The organism is Achromobacter sp. ACM03, from assembly GCF_014851665.1.
Lineage (GTDB): Bacteria > Pseudomonadota > Gammaproteobacteria > Burkholderiales > Burkholderiaceae_B > Achromobacter > Achromobacter aegrifaciens.
Genome location: NZ_JACVAD010000002.1, coordinates 972,838 through 989,544 on the forward strand (window position 1 = coordinate 972,838; position 16,707 = coordinate 989,544).

Annotated in this window: 16 protein-coding genes; all 16 read left to right on the top strand. The window is 66.2% G+C overall.

Annotated features, from left to right (window positions below; translation table 11 throughout):
* Positions 1-14 precede the first annotated feature (14 nt).
* Positions 15-509 (top strand): type VI secretion system tube protein Hcp, encoded by a 495-nt coding sequence (locus IB257_RS12665; RefSeq protein ID WP_054451882.1) that lies wholly within the window; start codon positions 15-17, stop codon positions 507-509.
* Between the two features lie 63 nt (positions 510-572).
* Positions 573-1,016 (top strand): type VI secretion system baseplate subunit TssE, encoded by a 444-nt coding sequence (gene tssE, locus IB257_RS12670; protein WP_054451881.1) that lies wholly within the window; start codon positions 573-575, stop codon positions 1,014-1,016.
* Positions 1,013-2,776 carry a type VI secretion system baseplate subunit TssF gene (tssF, locus tag IB257_RS12675; protein WP_225588890.1) on the top strand — a complete coding sequence of 588 codons (1,764 nt, stop codon included), beginning with the start codon at positions 1,013-1,015 and terminating at the stop codon, positions 2,774-2,776. Before tssE ends, tssF begins: the two co-directional genes overlap by 4 nt.
* Positions 2,773-3,798, top strand: a complete 1,026-nt coding sequence (tssG, locus tag IB257_RS12680) for a type VI secretion system baseplate subunit TssG (RefSeq protein ID WP_225588891.1) — start codon at positions 2,773-2,775, stop codon at positions 3,796-3,798. Before tssF ends, tssG begins: the two co-directional genes overlap by 4 nt.
* Before the next feature lie 12 nt (positions 3,799-3,810).
* Positions 3,811-6,507 (top strand): type VI secretion system ATPase TssH, encoded by a 2,697-nt coding sequence (tssH, locus tag IB257_RS12685; RefSeq protein ID WP_192492378.1) that lies wholly within the window; start codon positions 3,811-3,813, stop codon positions 6,505-6,507.
* Between the two features lie 4 nt (positions 6,508-6,511).
* Positions 6,512-8,386: a type VI secretion system Vgr family protein gene (locus IB257_RS12690; RefSeq protein WP_125472447.1), complete on the top strand. Its 1,875-nt coding sequence runs from the start codon at positions 6,512-6,514 to the stop codon at positions 8,384-8,386.
* Between the two features lie 8 nt (positions 8,387-8,394).
* Positions 8,395-9,084, top strand: a complete 690-nt coding sequence (locus IB257_RS12695; RefSeq protein WP_119451865.1) for a toxin-antitoxin system YwqK family antitoxin — start codon at positions 8,395-8,397, stop codon at positions 9,082-9,084.
* 2 nt (positions 9,085-9,086) lie between these two features.
* The gene (locus tag IB257_RS12700; protein WP_054451876.1) at positions 9,087-9,473 is read left to right on the top strand and encodes a DUF4280 domain-containing protein; all 387 of its coding nucleotides are present in this window, start codon (positions 9,087-9,089) and stop codon (positions 9,471-9,473) included.
* A gap of 12 nt (positions 9,474-9,485) precedes the next feature.
* Complete coding sequence (locus IB257_RS12705; RefSeq protein WP_119451867.1) at positions 9,486-9,686, top strand: hypothetical protein; 201 nt, start codon at positions 9,486-9,488, stop codon at positions 9,684-9,686.
* 45 nt (positions 9,687-9,731) lie between these two features.
* Complete coding sequence (locus IB257_RS12710) at positions 9,732-10,604, top strand: ABC transporter substrate-binding protein (RefSeq protein WP_225588892.1); 873 nt, start codon at positions 9,732-9,734, stop codon at positions 10,602-10,604.
* 22 nt (positions 10,605-10,626) lie between these two features.
* The gene (locus tag IB257_RS12715) at positions 10,627-11,901 is read left to right on the top strand and encodes a dicarboxylate/amino acid:cation symporter (RefSeq protein ID WP_054451875.1); all 1,275 of its coding nucleotides are present in this window, start codon (positions 10,627-10,629) and stop codon (positions 11,899-11,901) included.
* A 9-nt stretch (positions 11,902-11,910) separates the two neighbouring features.
* Positions 11,911-12,609, top strand: coding sequence for an aspartate/glutamate racemase family protein (locus IB257_RS12720; protein ID WP_175180644.1), 699 nt, complete (start codon positions 11,911-11,913; stop codon positions 12,607-12,609).
* Positions 12,606-14,033, top strand: a complete 1,428-nt coding sequence (locus IB257_RS12725) for a dicarboxylate/amino acid:cation symporter (RefSeq protein WP_192492379.1) — start codon at positions 12,606-12,608, stop codon at positions 14,031-14,033. Before IB257_RS12720 ends, IB257_RS12725 begins: the two co-directional genes overlap by 4 nt.
* A 47-nt stretch (positions 14,034-14,080) precedes the next feature.
* The gene (locus tag IB257_RS12730) at positions 14,081-14,521 is read left to right on the top strand and encodes a hypothetical protein (RefSeq protein WP_175212569.1); all 441 of its coding nucleotides are present in this window, start codon (positions 14,081-14,083) and stop codon (positions 14,519-14,521) included.
* Between the two features lie 58 nt (positions 14,522-14,579).
* Positions 14,580-15,911 (top strand): type VI secretion system baseplate subunit TssK, encoded by a 1,332-nt coding sequence (gene tssK, locus IB257_RS12735; RefSeq protein ID WP_119451871.1) that lies wholly within the window; start codon positions 14,580-14,582, stop codon positions 15,909-15,911.
* Between the two features lie 22 nt (positions 15,912-15,933).
* Complete coding sequence (locus tag IB257_RS12740) at positions 15,934-16,677, top strand: DotU family type IV/VI secretion system protein (protein ID WP_054452301.1); 744 nt, start codon at positions 15,934-15,936, stop codon at positions 16,675-16,677.
* Positions 16,678-16,707: the final 30 nt, after the last annotated feature.

Genomic DNA, 16,707 nt, shown 5'->3' on the forward strand with positions numbered 1-16,707 from the left:
GAACACGGAATTCCATGGATACCATCCTGCTCAAGATCAACAACATCAAAGGCAACTCCACTCTGGACGGCCATGCCGACGCGATCATCCTCTTGGGCGCCTCGCATGGCGTGATGTTGCCGATGTCGATGGACATGGCCAACACCGAGCGCGCCCTGGGCCGGCCCAGCTTCTCGGAAATGGCGTTTACCAAGGTAATGGACCAGTCCACGCCCGCGCTATACAACGCGTGCGCGTCCGGCGCCAAGCTGAACGACGCGACCATACTCATCGGCCGCAACGAGAGCGGGTCGTTCCTGTTGCACGTGAAGTACGTACTGGGCAATGCGATGGTCTCGTCCATCAACTCCGCGCTGGGCGAGGGCGGCGGCAGCGACAGCTTCACGTTGTGCTTCAGCAAGCTCTCCATCGAATACACCCAGCAGGCCACCGCCGGCAACAAGGCTGGCACGGCATCGTTCGGCTGGGACCTGGCGACGAACAAGTCCACCGCCGCGCCCAAGAAGTAATGCCGGACGCCGCTCCCGCATGTGCGGGCGCGGCGCCGGTGCACGTACAGGAACGCCCGCAACATGCCGACCGATACCCTTTATTCGCCCGTGCCCTTGTTTGACCGCCTGGCGGCTGATGCGGAGTCGCAACTGGCGGGGGCCGACGCGCAGAGACTGGCGGTGGCCAGGGACCTGGAGCGCCTGCTGAACACGCGTTCGCGCCTGGATTTCGAGGCCTTTTCACGCTCGGCGGCAACGGTGGTCGACTACGGCGTGCCCGACTACTCGGCGCGGTCGCCGGTGTCGGCGTCGGATCGCGAGGCCGTCGCTGCTGTAGTCAAGCAGGCCATCGCCCTTTATGAACCCCGCCTGTCCAATGTGTCGGTGGACATGGCGCCCGCCGCGAACGGGATAGGCCCATGCCGGCTGGAGATCCGGGCCGACATGCGGATCGGCGGCGCGGTGAACCACGTGGCATTCGAACTGCTGGCAGGCGCGCAGAGCGGGACGGGGGGCGGGTCATGACCGATCTGGCGTCCGATGGCATCCTGCAGTACTACAAGCGCGAGCTGTCCTATCTGCGCAATCAGGGGGCGGACTTCGCGCTGCGCTATCCCAAGGTGGCATCCAGGCTGGCGCTGCATGGCACGGAATCGCCAGATCCGCATACCGAACGCCTGATAGAAGCCACTGCGTTCCTGGCGGCCCGGGTGCACCGCGACCTGGATCAGGAGTTTCCCCAGATCGCCGCCGCGATGCTGGACAACGTCTGTCCGACGCTGGTGCAGCCCATCCCGTCGATGACCGTGGTGCAGCTGGCTCTGGACGGCAGCCAGGGAAAAGTGACGGCCGGACTGCCCGTGCCGCGGCATAGCGGCCTGGCGGCGCGGACCGAGGCCGGCGAACTTTGCCGGTTCCGCACCGCCTGGGATGCCACGCTGTGGCCCTTGAGGATAGGAAGCGCCGGCTTCTCTGAAGACCAGGCTTTGCGCCTGGAGCTGGAAAGCGATTCCGGAGTGGAGCTGTCGGAGCTGGAAATCCGCACCCTGCGCATCCACCTGCAGGGCGACTGGATGGTGACGATGCCGCTGTACGAGTTGCTGGCGGCGGGCGTGGCCGGCATATCGCTCTATGCCGAAGGGGGCGGCGTTGTGCCGCTGCCGTTGACGGCCTGGCGGGAAGTGGGATATGCGCCGGAAGAGAGCGTATTGCCGCAGCCGCCGAATGGATTGCCGGCGCACGGCCTGATGCAGGAGTACTTTGCATTTCCGCGCAAGTTCCATTTCTTTGACCTGGATTTGCCGCGGGGGCTGCCGTTCAAGGGGCGCCGTTGCCAGATCGCGCTGCACCTGGACAGGCAGGCTCGCGGCCTGGGCGCGATAGGCGCCCAGCATTTCCGCCTGGGTTGCACGCCGGTGATCAACCTGTACGCGCAGACCAGCGAACCGGTCACGATCGACGATAGCCATTACGAATATCGCCTGGTGGCCGACAAGCGCCGTGACGAGACGACGGAAGTGCATTCGGTGCTGTCCGTGATCCTGTCCGATCCGGCGGCCGAGCGCTCGATTCCCGTGCCCAGCTATGCGGAGGTCGAGCACGCGGACGCCGCTCGCGGTACGTTGTTCTGGTCTGCCCGAAGGGAACACAGCCTGCGTGACCGCGTAAGCGGCACCGACATGTTCCTGAGCTTCGTGGATGCCCGCAACGAGATTCGCCGGCCCGTTGAACCCGTGGTCTACGCCAATCTGCTTTGCACCAACCGGCGCCTTGCCGAGCAGGTGCCAGTGGGCGCCCGCATGGTGTTCGAGCGCGTGGCGCAGAACGTATCGGTGCAATGCCTGTACGAGCCCACCGCGCAGCGCAACCCGCCCTTGGGCGGCGACGCGCTGTGGCGCCTGGTGTCGCTGCTGACGTTGAATCAGCAGTCGCTGGTGGAGTCATCGACCGGACACAAACGCCTGCAGCAGATCCTGCAGTTGTTCGCGTCTGGCAGCACGCGTGAGCAGGATCTGATCCGCGGCCTCAAGGGCGTCAGTGCGCGCCCAGTCACGGCGCATGTGGGCAAGGATGCCTGGCGCGGCTTCTGCCACGGCATGGAAGTCACGGTGGAGTTCGACGCCGATGCGTTCGTGGGAGGATCGCCGCTGCTGCTGGGCGCAGTGCTGGCGCGGTTCTTCGCGATGTATACATCGGTCAATTCGTTCGTGCGGCTGGCGGTGCGCCGGGGCGACGAAATATGGAAGCAGTGGCAGCCCATGACGGGTTACCAGCAATCGCTATGATCGCCCGGCTGCTCTCCCGCCCGCAACGCTACAACCTGTTCCAGGCGATCGCCCTGCTGGAGCGCGCGACGCCAGCGGCCGCGCCGCTGGGCCGCGGAAATGGCGACGGCGAGGCTGTGCGCCTGCATGGGCATGTGTCGGTCGCGTTCGAGGCCAGCGACGTGCGTGCCATCGCCCGGAAGCAGGACGCGGGGCGTTGGGGCCAGGCCATGCAGACACGCTACGCCTTGACTACGCCGGTGATGACACTTGCCGGCGCCAGCAGTCCGTTGCCCTTGGCGTACACCGAACTGGTGCTGCAGCGGCGGGCGTCGCGGGATCACGCCACCGCAGATTTCCTGGATATCTTCAACCACCGCTTCCTGTCCTTCTTCTACCGAAGCCGCAAGAAGCACGCGCTGGGCCTTAACGCGTCCGCGCCGCATGCGTCGGCGCTGGTGGGCTGCCTGGATGCGCTGAGCGACCTGGGCTATGCCCGCGACGAGGCCGGTCCGCAAGGCCAGCGCCTGTGGGTCAGGCACGCCGGTCTGCTGGGCGTGGCGACGCGATCGATGACCGGGCTGCTGGCGTTGCTGGCGGACCGTCTGGGCTTGAAGGTGCTGGGCCGGCAATTCATCGGGCAATGGCGGACGCTGGACGCGAAGGATCATTCGCGCCTGGGCGGAAAGGGGTTGGCGTTGAATGCGTCGCGGGCGCTGGGCCGCCGGGTATGGGACCAGGGGGCCGGGATCCGTATCGAATTCCTGGACCTGAGTCCCGCCCGGTTCGAGCGCCTGTTACCCGGGGGCGCGGACCACGAACTGGCGCTGTGGCTGATCCGCAGTCACCTCCGGAGAGACCTGAACGTGGATTTCGTGCTGCACGCGCAGCCGCGCGCCGGTGCGTGCGTGCTGGGCGGCGCGGCAGCAGCCCGGCTGGGGTGGACCAGCTGGGCCACCGCTAAGCGGCAGACCCTCGCTCCGGCGCCGGTGCGCCTGACGGCGCGCATGGCGTCCGCTTCCCCATTGGCCAACCGTACATAAGGCAAATCCGGCATGGATATCGACATCCGCACGCTGCTGGCCCGGCTCAACCCGGTCTGCAAGCACGCGATGGAACTGGCGGCGCAGCAGTGCGTGCGCCAGACGCATTACAACGTGGATGTCGAGCACCTGCTGCTGACGCTGCTGGAAACCGCCGCTCCCGATCTGAAAGCGGTGCTGGATCATTACCAGATCCGGGCGGAAGACGTGTCGGCGCAATTGCAGCGCGCGCAGGAGCAATTCAAGCGGGGCAACGGCCGCACTCCGTCCTTGTCGCCGAATTTCCCTCCCATGTTCCAGGAGGCATGGCTGCTCAGTTCGATGCTGCTGGGGCAGCAGCAGATCCGGTCCGGCACCCTGCTGCTGGCGTTGCTGGAGGTCGACAGCCTGCGCGGATTGCTGCTGGAGTCGGCGCCGGGATTGCTGAACATCTCCCGGGCCGACTTGCGAGCGGCATTGCCGTCCATCCTGGCGGGCAGCGCGGAAGACGCTGGAACCTCGTCTCCGACGTCCGGGCCGGGAGCCGCGGGCTTGCCCGCCGGCGGCGCGCCTGCCATGCCGACGCCGGGCGAGGGCGGGACGCGCCAATCGGCGCTGGAGCTGTATACGATCGACTTGACGGCCCTGGCGCGCGAAGGGGCGATCGACCCGGTGCGTGGCAGGGATGCGGAAATCCGGCAGTTGGTCGACGTGCTGCTGCGCCGCCGGCAGAACAATCCCATTCTTACGGGCGAGGCCGGCGTGGGCAAGACCGCCGTGGTCGAGGGCTTTGCGCAGCGCATCGTGCAAGGCGACGTGCCTCCGGCCTTGTGCAATGTATCGGTCCGCTCCCTGGACCTGGCGCTGCTGCAGGCCGGGGCGGGCGTGCGCGGCGAATTCGAGAACCGGCTGAAATCGGTGATCAGTGAAGTGAAGGCGTCGGCGACGCCGGTCATCCTGTTCATCGACGAGGCCCACCAGTTGATAGGCGCGGGCGGCAGCGAAGGGCAGGGCGACGCCGCCAATCTGCTCAAGCCGGCCTTGGCGCGCGGCGAATTGCGCACCATCGCCGCCACGACCTGGGCCGAATACAAGCGTTACGTCGAGCGGGATCCGGCGTTGGCAAGGCGCTTTCAGGTCGTCAAGGTGGAAGAACCCACCGAGGCGGCGGCCGTCGAAATGCTGCGCGGCATGGTGCAACGGCTGGAGGCCCATCATGGCGTCGAGATCCTGGATGCCGCGGTCAGGGACGCCGTGAAGCTGTCGCACCGCTATATCTCCGGCCGGCAGTTGCCGGACAAGGCGATCAGCGTGCTGGATACGGCTTGCGCCAGGGTGGCGATCGGCCAGAGCGCGGAGCCGGAAGAAATCGAGGCCCTTGGGCGCGCTATAGAGGCGGCCGAGAACCAGCTGCGCATACTGCGCCACGAGGCCGCCACGGGCACGGACCGTCATGACGCGATCGCGGCGACGCAGCGTCAGATAGAGGATCAACGCGAACAGCACCGCCGACTGGGAGAGAAGTTGGCAGCCGAACGCAGCGCGGTGGCTGAAATCCTGACTTGGCGCCGCCGTATCGCCGACCGCGTCGTGGCCGGCAGCGACAAGGCGGCGGACGAAGAGGACCTGGACGCGTTGACCGCCAATCTGACCCGCCTGGAAAAAGGCCTTGAGGCAATGCAGAACGACGAGCCCATCGTGCCGGTGTGCGTGGACTCTTCGGTCGTGGCGAAAGTGATTTCCGGCTGGACCGGCATTCCGGTGGGCCGGATGCTGGCCGATGAGCTGCACACCGTGCTGTATCTGCAGGAGAAACTGTCCGGACGCATCGTGGGACAGGACGAAGCCCTGGACGCCATCGCCCGGCGCATCCGTACTTTCCGCGCGGACCTGGACGATCCTGGCAAACCGGTGGGCGTGTTCCTGCTGCTGGGTCCCAGCGGCGTCGGCAAGACCGAGACCGCGTGCGCGCTGGCCGATACCTTGTACGGCGGCGAGCGCAACATGATCACCATCAATATGTCGGAGTTCCAGGAAGCGCATAGCGTTTCCGGCCTGAAAGGCGCGCCGCCAGGATATGTGGGATACGGCCGCGGGGGCGTGCTGACCGAAGCGGTGCGGCGCCGTCCCTACAGCGTCGTGCTGTTGGACGAAATGGAGAAGGCGCATCCCGACGTGCTCGAGCTCTTTTTCCAGGTGTTCGACAAAGGGACCATGGAGGACGGCGAGGGCGTTTCCATCGACTTCAAGAACACCCTGATCCTGTTGACGTCGAATGCGTCGCAGGACGTCATAACCGATGCCTGCCGGGGCGGGGCGCGGCCCCCTCCAGAGGCCCTGGCCGAGCGTTTGCGCGCCCCGTTGTTGCGGCAGTTCAGCCCGGCGTTCCTGGGCCGCCTGGTGATGGTTCCCTACTACCCGTTGGGGGATAGCCAGATCAATGCCATCGTCAATCTGAAGCTGGAACGCCTGGCCCGGCGTTTCGCGCGCAACCACCACGCGAACCTGAGCTGGGACGACGCCGTGGCGCAGTCGATCGCGGCGCGTTGCAAGGAAGTGGACAGCGGGGCGCGCAATGTGGACCATATCCTGACGCAGGCGGTGTTGCCGGAGCTGGCGCGCCAGGTGCTGGAACGTATTTCCGTGGCCGCGCCGTTCGGCGGCGTCCATCTGGGCCTGACGCCCGCGGGTGCGATCGATTTCCGATTCCGCGACGCGGAGACCGGATAAGCCCATGGCCGCCGATCAGACCCAAGCCCACTGGTTTGCCTCGGTATCCACGCCGTTCGGCAAGGACGTCCTGTTGCTGGAATCCTTCAGCGGGCGCGAGGCGATGTCGGAGCTGTTCCGGTTTGATCTCAGAATGAGGTCGGCCAACAAGGCGCTGGATGCGAGAGCGATCGTCGGCAAGGCCGTCACGGTGACATTGCAGCGCCCGCGTCAGCGGCCTCGGCACTTCAACGGAATCGTCACGCGCTTCGTGCACCTGGGCGCGGACCGCGGGCATGCCTACTACCTGGCAGAACTGCAGCCGCGCCTGTGGCTGCTGACGCTGGGGCGGGACCGTGCCATACACCAGAACAAGACCGCGTTGGACATCGTCAAGGAAACGCTGGGACGCTACGAGGTGGCATTCGAGACCCGGCTGGGAGCGGGCGCCTATCCGCGGCGTCCCTATTGCGTGCAGTACGACGAAAGTCCATTCGACTTTATTTCCCGCCTGATGGAAGAAGAGGGAATCTTCTATTTCTTCGACGGCGCCGATGGCAGGCATACGCTGGTGCTGGCCGACAGCCCCGCCGCGCATTCCGTGAATGCGCATGCCGCCCGCCTGCAGTGCGCGCTGGACAAGGACGATGGGGCGGACCCGGACCGCGTGCATGCGTTCGAGATGGCGCACGGCATCGTGGCGCCGGGGCATGTGCTGGCGGACTATGACTATCTCACGGCGAGCACTTCCCTTGCCGCATCGCGCAAGCCGGCGCTGTTGCCCGACGCCCGGCACTATGTCTATCCCGGCAAGTACGCCGACGCCGCGGACGGCGACCGCAAGGCCGCCATCAGGCTGGCCGCGCAACAGGCCGACGGGCAGGTGGGCAGCGGCGTCAGCGGATGCCATGGCCTGTCGGCCGGTTCCCGCTTTGAACTGGCCGGTCACCCGGACAGCGCTCTGAATGTGTCCTACGTTCTGCGGGCCGTCACGCACGACGCGACCCAGGAGGGATACCGGAACCGCTTTGACGTGCTGCCGGAGGCCGTGCCGTTCCGTCCCAGGCCTGTGACGCCCCGGCCCATGGTCACCGGGACGCATACCGCCCAGGTGGTGGGGCTGGCGGGTGAAGAGATATGGACCGACGCGCATGGGCGGGTGAAGCTGAAGTTCCATTGGGATGACGGCCCCGCGCGAGACCAGGACAGCTCCTGCTGGGTACGGGTATCGCAGAGTGTGGCGGGGCAGGGGTGGGGGCATTGGTTCCTGCCCCGAGTCGGCCAGGAGGTGGTGGTGAGTTACGTCGATGGCGACCCCGACCGGCCTCTGGTGACGGGTACGGTCTACAACAAGCAGCAGACCTTGCCCGTGCAGCTGCCGGCGGAGCAGACGCAGAGCGTCATGCGGTCGCGCTCGTCCAAGCGCGGCGTGGCGGGCAATGAGATCCGCATGGAGGACAAACTCGATGCGGAAGAACTGTACTTGCATGCGCAGAAGGACATGCGGGTCGTCATCGAGGACGCGCTTGAGACGGAGGTCGGCGGTAATGAAAGCCGCATCGTCAAGCGGGGAGACCGCCGCATCGAGGTACAGAAGGGTAAGGAATCGCATGTGGTGCAGGGCGCGCGCAGCGTCGAGGTCCATGGCGAGGAAACGCACGCCAACCGGGCGGCATTCACCCAGGACGTGGCCGGCAATTACACGCTGAAAGTCAGCGGCAATCTTGTCATCGACGTCACAGGCTCCATCAGCATCAAAAGCGCGTCGACGTTGACCGCGCAAGCCGCAACCACGCTGAGCAACAAGGCGCTGACGATCGAACACAAGGCGACGGCGACGCAGACCGTCGATGGCGGCGGCCTGCTGGCGCTCAAGGGCGGCCTGGTCAAGATCAACTGAGGCGCGCCATGCATAGCTCCGATACCTCCTTGCCCGAGATCCAGATCATGGAAGAGCTGGACGAGGCCGGCCGCCTCTCGGCGCGCAGTTCCTGGCAGGCCGGCGTGGCGCAAGGCCCGATGACGCGATATGGCGCTGACGGAGAAGTGTTGCTGCAGGCGGAGTTCCGGCAGGGCCGCCTGTCCGGCTCGCTTCGGATACACGACGAATTTGGCGCGTTGCTGCGTGTCGCGTCTTACGCCGAGGGCAGGTTGCATGGCGAAGCGCTGTCCTATCGCGATGGCAAGCTGGCGTCGCGCCAGCAGTATGAGCTCGGGCTATTGCACGGACCCTGCGTGGCATATGCGCAGTCGGGCCTGGAGACGTTGCGGCAGACCTACCTGATGGGCAGGCTCGATGGCATGGCCGAATACCTGCAAGATGGTGTCGTGGTCCGCCGCGAAAGCTATCGCCTGGGCCTCCTGGATGGCGAAACGCGTGACTACGCTGCGGACGGCACGCTGTTGGCAGCGTCTCCGTACCGCGCGGGGGTATTGCACGGCATCGCCCGCCGTTACGCGCCTGATGGCGCTGCGCTGGCCGAGCGCCGTTACGTGAATGGTGCGCCGGAGCAACCTTGGCGCCGCCTGGAGCCGGCAGACTCCGAACCGTCATCTCCCACTTTCGGCGCGCGCCTGGAAAAGTGGATCAGAGGATAGCCATGGCCCTGCAAGTGACCACGGGTTCGGCCCTGATGTGCAGCTTTGGCGCGGCGCCGTCCGTGCTGAATGTAATGCCTGCGGGCGTGCTGGCGGGGGCGTTGCCCGCTGCCACCATCATGGACCATGCGCCAGTCGCCAATGTGGCGCCTTTCGGCATGTGCAGTTGCCTGGGCAATCCGGCGGTTGCCGCGGCCACCGCCGCGGCCTTGGGCGCCTTGACGCCCATGCCCTGCATGCCCGCTACGCCCGGCCCCTGGCTGCCCGGTTCACCCACTGTGCTGATCGGCGGCAAGCCCGCCTTGCAGGACGCGTCGATGCTGCTCTGCACCTGGGGCGGACTGATCCGGATCACGGCGCCCGCGCAGGTCACGACTTTGGTTCCCTGAGGATGTGAACGCATGTCTTACGTATTCTCCCTGACTCCCCGCATGTTGACCGTCACGCTGGCCTGCGCCGTCCTGCTCTGCGTGCTGCTGTTCTTGCTGGGCTTCCAGATCGGAGCCCGCCTGTCGGAACCGCCAGCCGCGCCGCCGGGTATCGCCGCCGCCGCGCCCGCCACCGTAGAGGCCGCGGCGCCCAAGGCGGACCGCCATGACTGAGTTCCCCGCTTCTTCCTTTTGGCTACTGACAGGCCGGAGCCTTGCATGTTGCACCTATTGAAAACCCTGTTCCGGTCCGTTCGTCTCGCCGTGCTGGCGACGTTCTTCTGCGCGGCATCGGCCATGTCCTGGGGCGCGGCCGCTCAGGCGCAGACCGGCGTGGTGCGGATGGACAACGGCGCCCTGCTGGCGCCTGAGTTTGCCCGGATCATCAACCGGGGGGAACTGGTGGTCGCATTGCTGGGCGTGGACCAGCCGCCGTTCTTCGAAGAACGGAATGGAAAGCTGAGTGGCTTTGACGTGGATTTCGCGCGGGAGATCGCGCAGAAGCTGGGAGTGCGGGTGCGCTTCAACCGCCAGGCCCAGACCTTCGACGGCGTGGTGACCCTGCTGGCCGAAGGCCAGGCGGACCTTGCCATCAGCAAGCTGTCGCGCACGCTATCGCGGGCGCGGGTCGTCAGCTTCAGCGCGCCATACCTGTCGCTCAAGCGCGCCCTGCTGCTCAACCGCGTCAAGTTCGCGCAACTGGCGCGGGGCCGCTCGGTGCCGGAGGTGATACGCGCCTATACCGGCACGATCGGCGTGGTGGCCAAATCCTCTTATGCGGATTACGTGACGGCCAACTTTCCGCAGGCCGATGTGCGGCAATACCCCACCTGGCAGGCCGTGCTGGCCGCGCTGGACAGCGGAGAGGTCACCGCCGCCTACCGTGACGAATTCGAGGTCAAGCGCGTGCTGAAGATCGATCCCACGGCTTCGCTGCGGTTGCGGGTCGTGACGCTGCAGGATCTGGAGGACACGCTCGGCATGGCCGTCAATGCGTCGGATCAGGCGCTGCTGGGCTTTATCAACCTGTACCTGGCGGACCGCAGCGAGCGGTTCGACGTCAACGTGGTCTTGCAGGCCACCAATCACTGAGGCAGGCGCAAGCTGGACCATCATGACTCTGAAACGACTCTACGCGATCGTCCTCAATCCCTGGCTGGTGCTGGGGAGCCTGGTGCTGGGCGGCCTTGCCGGGCTTTACCTGCCGGCATTTTCCCGCAGCCTGTCGCTGATCGGCGAGGTGTACGTCGATTTCCTGAAGATGACGACCTTGCCGTTCATGATCTCGGCGGTGATATTCAGCCTGCAGCGCCTGTTTCGCGACGGCGGCGCATCGCGTCTTTTTCTGCGCGTGCTGGCGGTCTTCGCCGGCACCGCCGCGCTGGTGGCCTTGGTCGGGGCGGCCGTGCTGCTCATCCTGAACCCCGGCGCCGACCTGTCCAGCGCGACGTTGCAGGCATTCGGCCTCATCGTCGGCAGCGATTCCGCCTCCAGCGTCACTGTGATGAATCTGTACGGCGCCGATGTGCCCGCCAAGACGTTGACCCTGGCCGACCTGCTCGGCAGCCTGGTGCCGACCAATATCTTCGCCGCGCTGGCCAGCGGCGACGCCTTGAAGTCGCTGGTGTTCGCGTTGTTGTTCGGGATCGCGGTGGGCTATGTGCCTGAGCGCATTTCGGTAGGCTTGAGCCAGGTGCTCGAGACCGTGTATTGCGCTTGCCAGAAGCTGATGCACTGGCTCAGCCTGCCCCTGCCTCTGATCCTGTTCTGCATGAGCGCCTCGCAGATGGCCAAGTCTGGCATCGAGCCGCTGCAGGCGATGACACAGTTCGTTCTGGCCTTTTTTGCGGTGGCCGTGCTGCTGTTGTCGCTGGCGGTGGTAGTCATCTGGAAGCGTTCGAACCAGCCGCTGTCCGTGACGCTGGAAGCCCTGCGCGCGCCGTTCGCGCTGGCGCTGGCGACGCGCAACAGCGCGGCCTGCATGCCGAGCATGATCGAAAGCCTGGCCGACAAGCTCGGATTCGCCCGGGCGCGGGTGGAACTGCTTGTGCCTCTGGCCGTGTCGTTGCTGCGGGTCGGGCCGATGGTCTATTACGTATGCGCGACGCTGTTCATTGCGCAGCTGTATGGACGCCCGCTGGGCGTAGGCGAGGTGGCCACGGTGTTGCTGGTGTCGGTGCTGGCCGGCTTTGCGTCGGCCGGCATGACGGGCTTGGTGACCGTGTCGCTCATCGGGATCACCTGCGCCTATCTGGGGTTGCCGTTCGAGGCCGCCTTCATTCTCTTCCTGGCCATCGATCCGCTATGCGACATGTTGCGCACCCTGATCCTGGTGATCGGCAACTCGGCGGCGGTGTCGGTCATTTGCCCGCGGCCGCTGCGGGTATAGGAGGCCGCGATGACGATGATCGGAGTGCTTGGGGGCATGGGGCCGTTGGCGACGGTGGACTTCATGGGACGCATTGTTCGCCTGACACACGGCGCGCGCGACCAGGATCATCTGCCCATGGTGGTGGCGAACCTGCCGCATACGCCAGACCGTTCTTCCGCGATCCTGGGGGATGGCCTGGATCCGTTGCCGGCGTTGTACGCGGGCGTAGACCTGCTCAATCGCAGCGGCGTCGGATTGCTGGTGGTGCCGTGCAACTCGGCACACCACTGGTACCAGCAAATGCAGCGGCGCAGCGCGGCGCCCATGCTGCATATCGGCGAGGTTTGCGCCGACGCCGTGCCGCAAGGCGGCAAGGTCGCGGTGCTGGCCACGCGCGGCACGCTGGTGTCGGGCTTCTACCAGGCGAGCCTGCGCGAACGAGGTATCGATTTCCTGGTGCCGGGCGCCGTGGAGCAGGCGCGGATCACCGCCTGCATCGCGCAGGTCAAGGCGGGAGACCTGACGGCGGCTGCGAGCCAGCTGGAACTGGCGTTGCGGCAGCTCGAAGCCGGCGGGGCGACGGCGGCCGTGATGGGGTGCACGGAGATTCCCTTGGCTGCGGGGGCGATCGCGCACGCGCCCATGCCGCTGATCGACAGCACGCAGGAGCTGGCGGCGGCAACCGTCCGCTATGCGTTGACGCGCGGTTGGAACGTGTCCGCATGAGCGCCTTGAACCGCCTCTCCGGCAGCACCGTATTGCTGGCCTTCTGCATGGCGACCGGGGCGTTGGCGGGCGTCATGGCGCAGCCGTTGGGGCACGCCGCCTACCTGGTCGGCAAGCTCTACCTGGTGGTGGTGAACATGGCCGCTATGCCCTTGCTGGTGGTGGCGATCTTCTTCGGTTTGCGCCAGGTGCTGGATATGCCGCGCCCGGGCAGGCGGATTGCGCTGACCGCGGCCCTGGCGGTGGCGCTGGTGGGCGCGTGCGCCGTGAGCGGCACCCTGCTGGGCGCGGCCGTCATGCCGGGCAAGCACCTGAGCCCGCAGGAACATGCCCAGTTGGGCGAGCTGGTCTGGAACGAGGGCAATGCGCTGTCCGAGAACAGCGTCAGCCTGATGGAATCGCCGGATGCCGGCGCGGCAATGGGCGATGGCGCATCGCGGCGGGAGAGCGTGATGCGTGGGCTGCTGCCCGACAACTTCTTTCGCGTGCTGGCGCAGGGGAACACGCTGGGAATTCTGGTGGCGACGCTGTTGTTCGGGTTGGCCTTCGCTTCGTTGTCGCGCGAGCGTACCGCGTTGCTCGATGGAATCTTTGAAAGCTCGTACCGGGCGTTGGGGATCATCATCGACCGGGCAAATCTGCTGATTCCGGTCCTGGCGTTTGGCGCCAGCGCGTATCTGACGTCGAACGCGCAGGCGGCCACGCTGGGCGCCATGGGCGGCTTCCTGTTGTGCTTCATGTTGTCGGCGATCGTGCTGTCGATCGCGGCGATGGCCGTCATATCGGCCCGCGCAGGCCTGCCGTTCCTGTCCGTGTTGGCGGAGATGAAAGGACCGCTGCTGGTCGGGCTGGCCTCCGGCAGCGCGACAGCGCCAGTTCCGCATGCCATCGAAGTCATGAGCGCGCGCCTGGGATTCAGCCGCGGCGTGGCTGAGCTTGCCTTGCCCTTCGGTGCGGTATTCCTGAGGGGCGGGGCGGCGCTGTATTTCGCGCTGGTGACGCTATTCGTCGCGAATCTTTACGGCAGGCCTTTGGGCGGCGCGGAACTCGTGCTGGTCGCGGCGGGTTCGATGGCGGCGGCCTTCGTGTCGGCAGGACATGGCGGGGCGGCGAACGTGGCGTTCGCGGGCTTGACGCTGGGGCTGCTCGAGCTGCCGGTGGAAGCTGCAGGCGTGTTGTTCGTGGCCATTGACCTGCTGTGCGATGGATTGCGGACGGTGCTCAGCCTGCTATGCGTGTGCGTGGTCGTGGCCTGGGTGTCGGACGGCCTTTCGTCCGAACGGGCGGCCGGGCGCGACGGGACGGCGGGGCGCGCTCCTTTGCAACTGGCCTTTTCCGGCATGCAGCTGATGCTGATGGGAAGTTGCATGGTGCTGGCGGGATTGCTGATCGTATTGTTGGGTATCGGGTTGGGAGCCAGGTGATGAGAGCGACGGGGTGGGCATGGCGCGCTGCGCGAGGCGGGGTATTGATGCTGATGGCGGCCCTGACGGGATGTTCCGCGTTGGGGTTGGACTATTTCAAGGGCGAAAAGCCGGCGTGGAAGCAGGTGGTGGTATCCGCGGCCACGGACGCGAATGGCGATAGTCCGGTGGCGGTCGACCTGGTGCTGGTCAAGGACGAAGCCCTCTTGGCGCGCTTTGCCGAACTGACGGCAGCCAAGTGGTTCGCCGGGAAGGACGACCTGCTCAACACCTATCCGCAGGGATTGCGATATGAAGGTTGGGAGGTGGTTCCGGGCCAGCATCTGAGCGTACCCGGAGACAAACTCGAAGGCCCGCGCGTGGCGGGGGCATTCGTGTTTGCGCGCTATGCGGCGCCGGGCGCTCATCGGGCGCGGGTGGACGCGTTCAGCGGCCGGCTGCTGATCCGCCTGGAGAACAAGGGATTTACCGTGACGGCGGGCCAATGATGAATAGGTTTCGATTCTTGCCCGGCGCGCCCTGTGCGCATGCCAGGAGGGCCGCCGCATGACCCGCCTTCAAACTGTGGTGACGGATGCCGTGGAATGGCATGAAGGCATGCTGCTGGCGCCCCAGCACTTCCAGTTGCTGGCCTCGCGCGTCGACACGCTGGTGGCGTGGCAGACGCTGGCGGCGGCGCCCTTCAGCTGGGGCGTGCGCCGGCTGGTGCTGGACAGCGGACTGTTACCCGCCGGCATCGTGCGGGTTCTGGAGCTGGAAGCGATCATGCCGGACGGCACTGCCATTGCCTATGCCGCGCGAACGGACACGGCGGAAAGACTGGAACTGGCGCTGGATTCCCATGCGGCGCAATTGGCCGACGGTCCGATCGACTTTTACGTGACCTTGCCCGTCGCGACCCTGGCCCGACGCGAAGGGCAAGTCCGCCGATTCCGTTCCGTGGCCGGGGCGCCGGTAGAGGACCAGGTGTCCGACGCCCCTGCGGCGGATATCTCGCGCCTGCTGCCCAACCTGGCGTTGTCCGCCGGGGACGTGCCTGCCGCGCAGTTCGTGGCGCTGCGCCTGGGATCGCTCTACAAGGACAATGAGGTCGTCAGGGTTGGCGAACGCCTGCCGCCGCTGCTGGAAGTGCAACACGACAACCCGCTCTGGGTCGCGGCCTCGGCGTTGCTGGGCCAGTTGCGCGGCAAGGCTGCCTTCATCGCCCGGCAGACGGCCAATCCATCGTCCCGGGTGGATGACCGGCTGACCCAATTGGAGCTCAGGGACAGGTTGCGCAGCCTGCTCGCAGGCTTGCCCATGGCCGAGGCCGTCCTGCGCACGCCGCATCTGCACCCCTGGACCTTGTATCTGGCGCTGGCGTCCCTGGCGGGATCGCTATGCCTGCTCAAGCCTGGCGCGATATCGCCGCCGCCACCCGACTACGACCATGCGGATCCGCTTTCCGTCTTTACGCCCATGCTGCGCTTTCTGCGGGAAGCAAGCTCCGAGATCAACGAGGATTTCCGCCAGTACAAGTTCGACTTCGACCACGGCGCCTTCGCACTGAAGCTGCGCCCGGAATGGATAGGGGAGCGGCTCGTGATCGGCGTGCGGGGCCAATCGGACCGCGACCTGCTGGCGTGGATGGCAGGGGCGGTCATCGGGTCCCAGCCTGTCTATCCATCGTTGCGCAGCCGTCGCGTGCTGGGGGCTGTACGGCGCAATGTCGAGTACGCCGAAGAACTGGGCCTGCGTTCGGGCTCGGGATACCTGTTGTTCGAGATCCAGGCCGCCTCGGGCCTGGTGCAGGGCGATGAGCCATTGCTGATCGCCAATTCCAACGAGGGCGAAAGTGCGCAGCGGCCCCAGGAAATGCTGTTGTTCGTGAAGGGCTGAGGGAAGGGAGATCATGGCGAATCTGACACGCAATCGGCCCGATGGGGACGAAGACGACCTGGTGACCAGCCAGTTCCGCGGGTTTCTGGACGAACTGGAGAGAGTGCGGATGCGGGTGTCGGCAGGCGAGGCGCCATCGGCCGAGGCTGCGGCGCAGGAGCTCAGCCGGCACATGCTGAGCCTGCTTGAGATCCAGACATTGCAGGCACGCCGTGACAGCACCCGGTTCGACGCCGAGAACCTGGCCGACGCGCGCTACCTGAAGGCGGTCCTGGCCGATGAGATCCTGTTGAATGCCGAGTGGGCGGGGCGTGACCGCTGGACCGCCTATCTGCTCGAATCCAACTTGTTCCGCACCAACGTGGCGGGCGATCTGGTTTTCCAGCGCATCGAGCAATTGTTGTCGGGGCGCGAGCCATCGCGCCGCAGCATCGCCCGCCTGTACCTGTTTGCGCTGGCGGTGGGGTTTCAGGGCCGCTATCGCGGTGCGGATGCGGCGCAACGGCTGCGCGGCTATCGCGAGGAATTGTACGAATTCGTCTATCAGCGGCGGGCGGACCTGGGAGGCCGGGACCGGGTCCTGGCGCCGGCGGCGTACTCCAACATCCTGTCGCACGTCGCGCCGCGCAAGCTGCCGACGGTCAGCCGATGGACCTTCATCTTTCTGCTGGGCATGGCGTCGCTGCTGGCCGTGTCGGAGATCGCCTGGCTTTGGCAGTCATGGCCGGTGCGTCAGGCGCTGCACGCCGATGTTGCCCGGGACTGACGCCATGCAGATCATCCGTGACGTGATCCA

Bases quoted from the DNA above. Each gene is read 5' to 3' on its own strand.
- IB257_RS12665 (WP_054451882.1), top strand. From the start codon at position 15: ATGGATACCATCCTGCTCAAGATCAACAACATCAAAGGCAACTCCACT.
- tssE (WP_054451881.1), top strand. From the start codon at position 573: ATGCCGACCGATACCCTTTATTCGCCCGTGCCCTTGTTTGACCGCCTG.
- tssF (WP_225588890.1), top strand. From the start codon at position 1,013: ATGACCGATCTGGCGTCCGATGGCATCCTGCAGTACTACAAGCGCGAG.
- tssG (WP_225588891.1), top strand. From the start codon at position 2,773: ATGATCGCCCGGCTGCTCTCCCGCCCGCAACGCTACAACCTGTTCCAG.
- tssH (WP_192492378.1), top strand. From the start codon at position 3,811: ATGGATATCGACATCCGCACGCTGCTGGCCCGGCTCAACCCGGTCTGC.
- IB257_RS12690 (WP_125472447.1), top strand. From the start codon at position 6,512: ATGGCCGCCGATCAGACCCAAGCCCACTGGTTTGCCTCGGTATCCACG.
- IB257_RS12695 (WP_119451865.1), top strand. From the start codon at position 8,395: ATGCATAGCTCCGATACCTCCTTGCCCGAGATCCAGATCATGGAAGAG.
- IB257_RS12700 (WP_054451876.1), top strand. From the start codon at position 9,087: ATGGCCCTGCAAGTGACCACGGGTTCGGCCCTGATGTGCAGCTTTGGC.
- IB257_RS12705 (WP_119451867.1), top strand. From the start codon at position 9,486: ATGTCTTACGTATTCTCCCTGACTCCCCGCATGTTGACCGTCACGCTG.
- IB257_RS12710 (WP_225588892.1), top strand. From the start codon at position 9,732: ATGTTGCACCTATTGAAAACCCTGTTCCGGTCCGTTCGTCTCGCCGTG.
- IB257_RS12715 (WP_054451875.1), top strand. From the start codon at position 10,627: ATGACTCTGAAACGACTCTACGCGATCGTCCTCAATCCCTGGCTGGTG.
- IB257_RS12720 (WP_175180644.1), top strand. From the start codon at position 11,911: ATGACGATGATCGGAGTGCTTGGGGGCATGGGGCCGTTGGCGACGGTG.
- IB257_RS12725 (WP_192492379.1), top strand. From the start codon at position 12,606: ATGAGCGCCTTGAACCGCCTCTCCGGCAGCACCGTATTGCTGGCCTTC.
- IB257_RS12730 (WP_175212569.1), top strand. From the start codon at position 14,081: ATGCTGATGGCGGCCCTGACGGGATGTTCCGCGTTGGGGTTGGACTAT.
- tssK (WP_119451871.1), top strand. From the start codon at position 14,580: ATGACCCGCCTTCAAACTGTGGTGACGGATGCCGTGGAATGGCATGAA.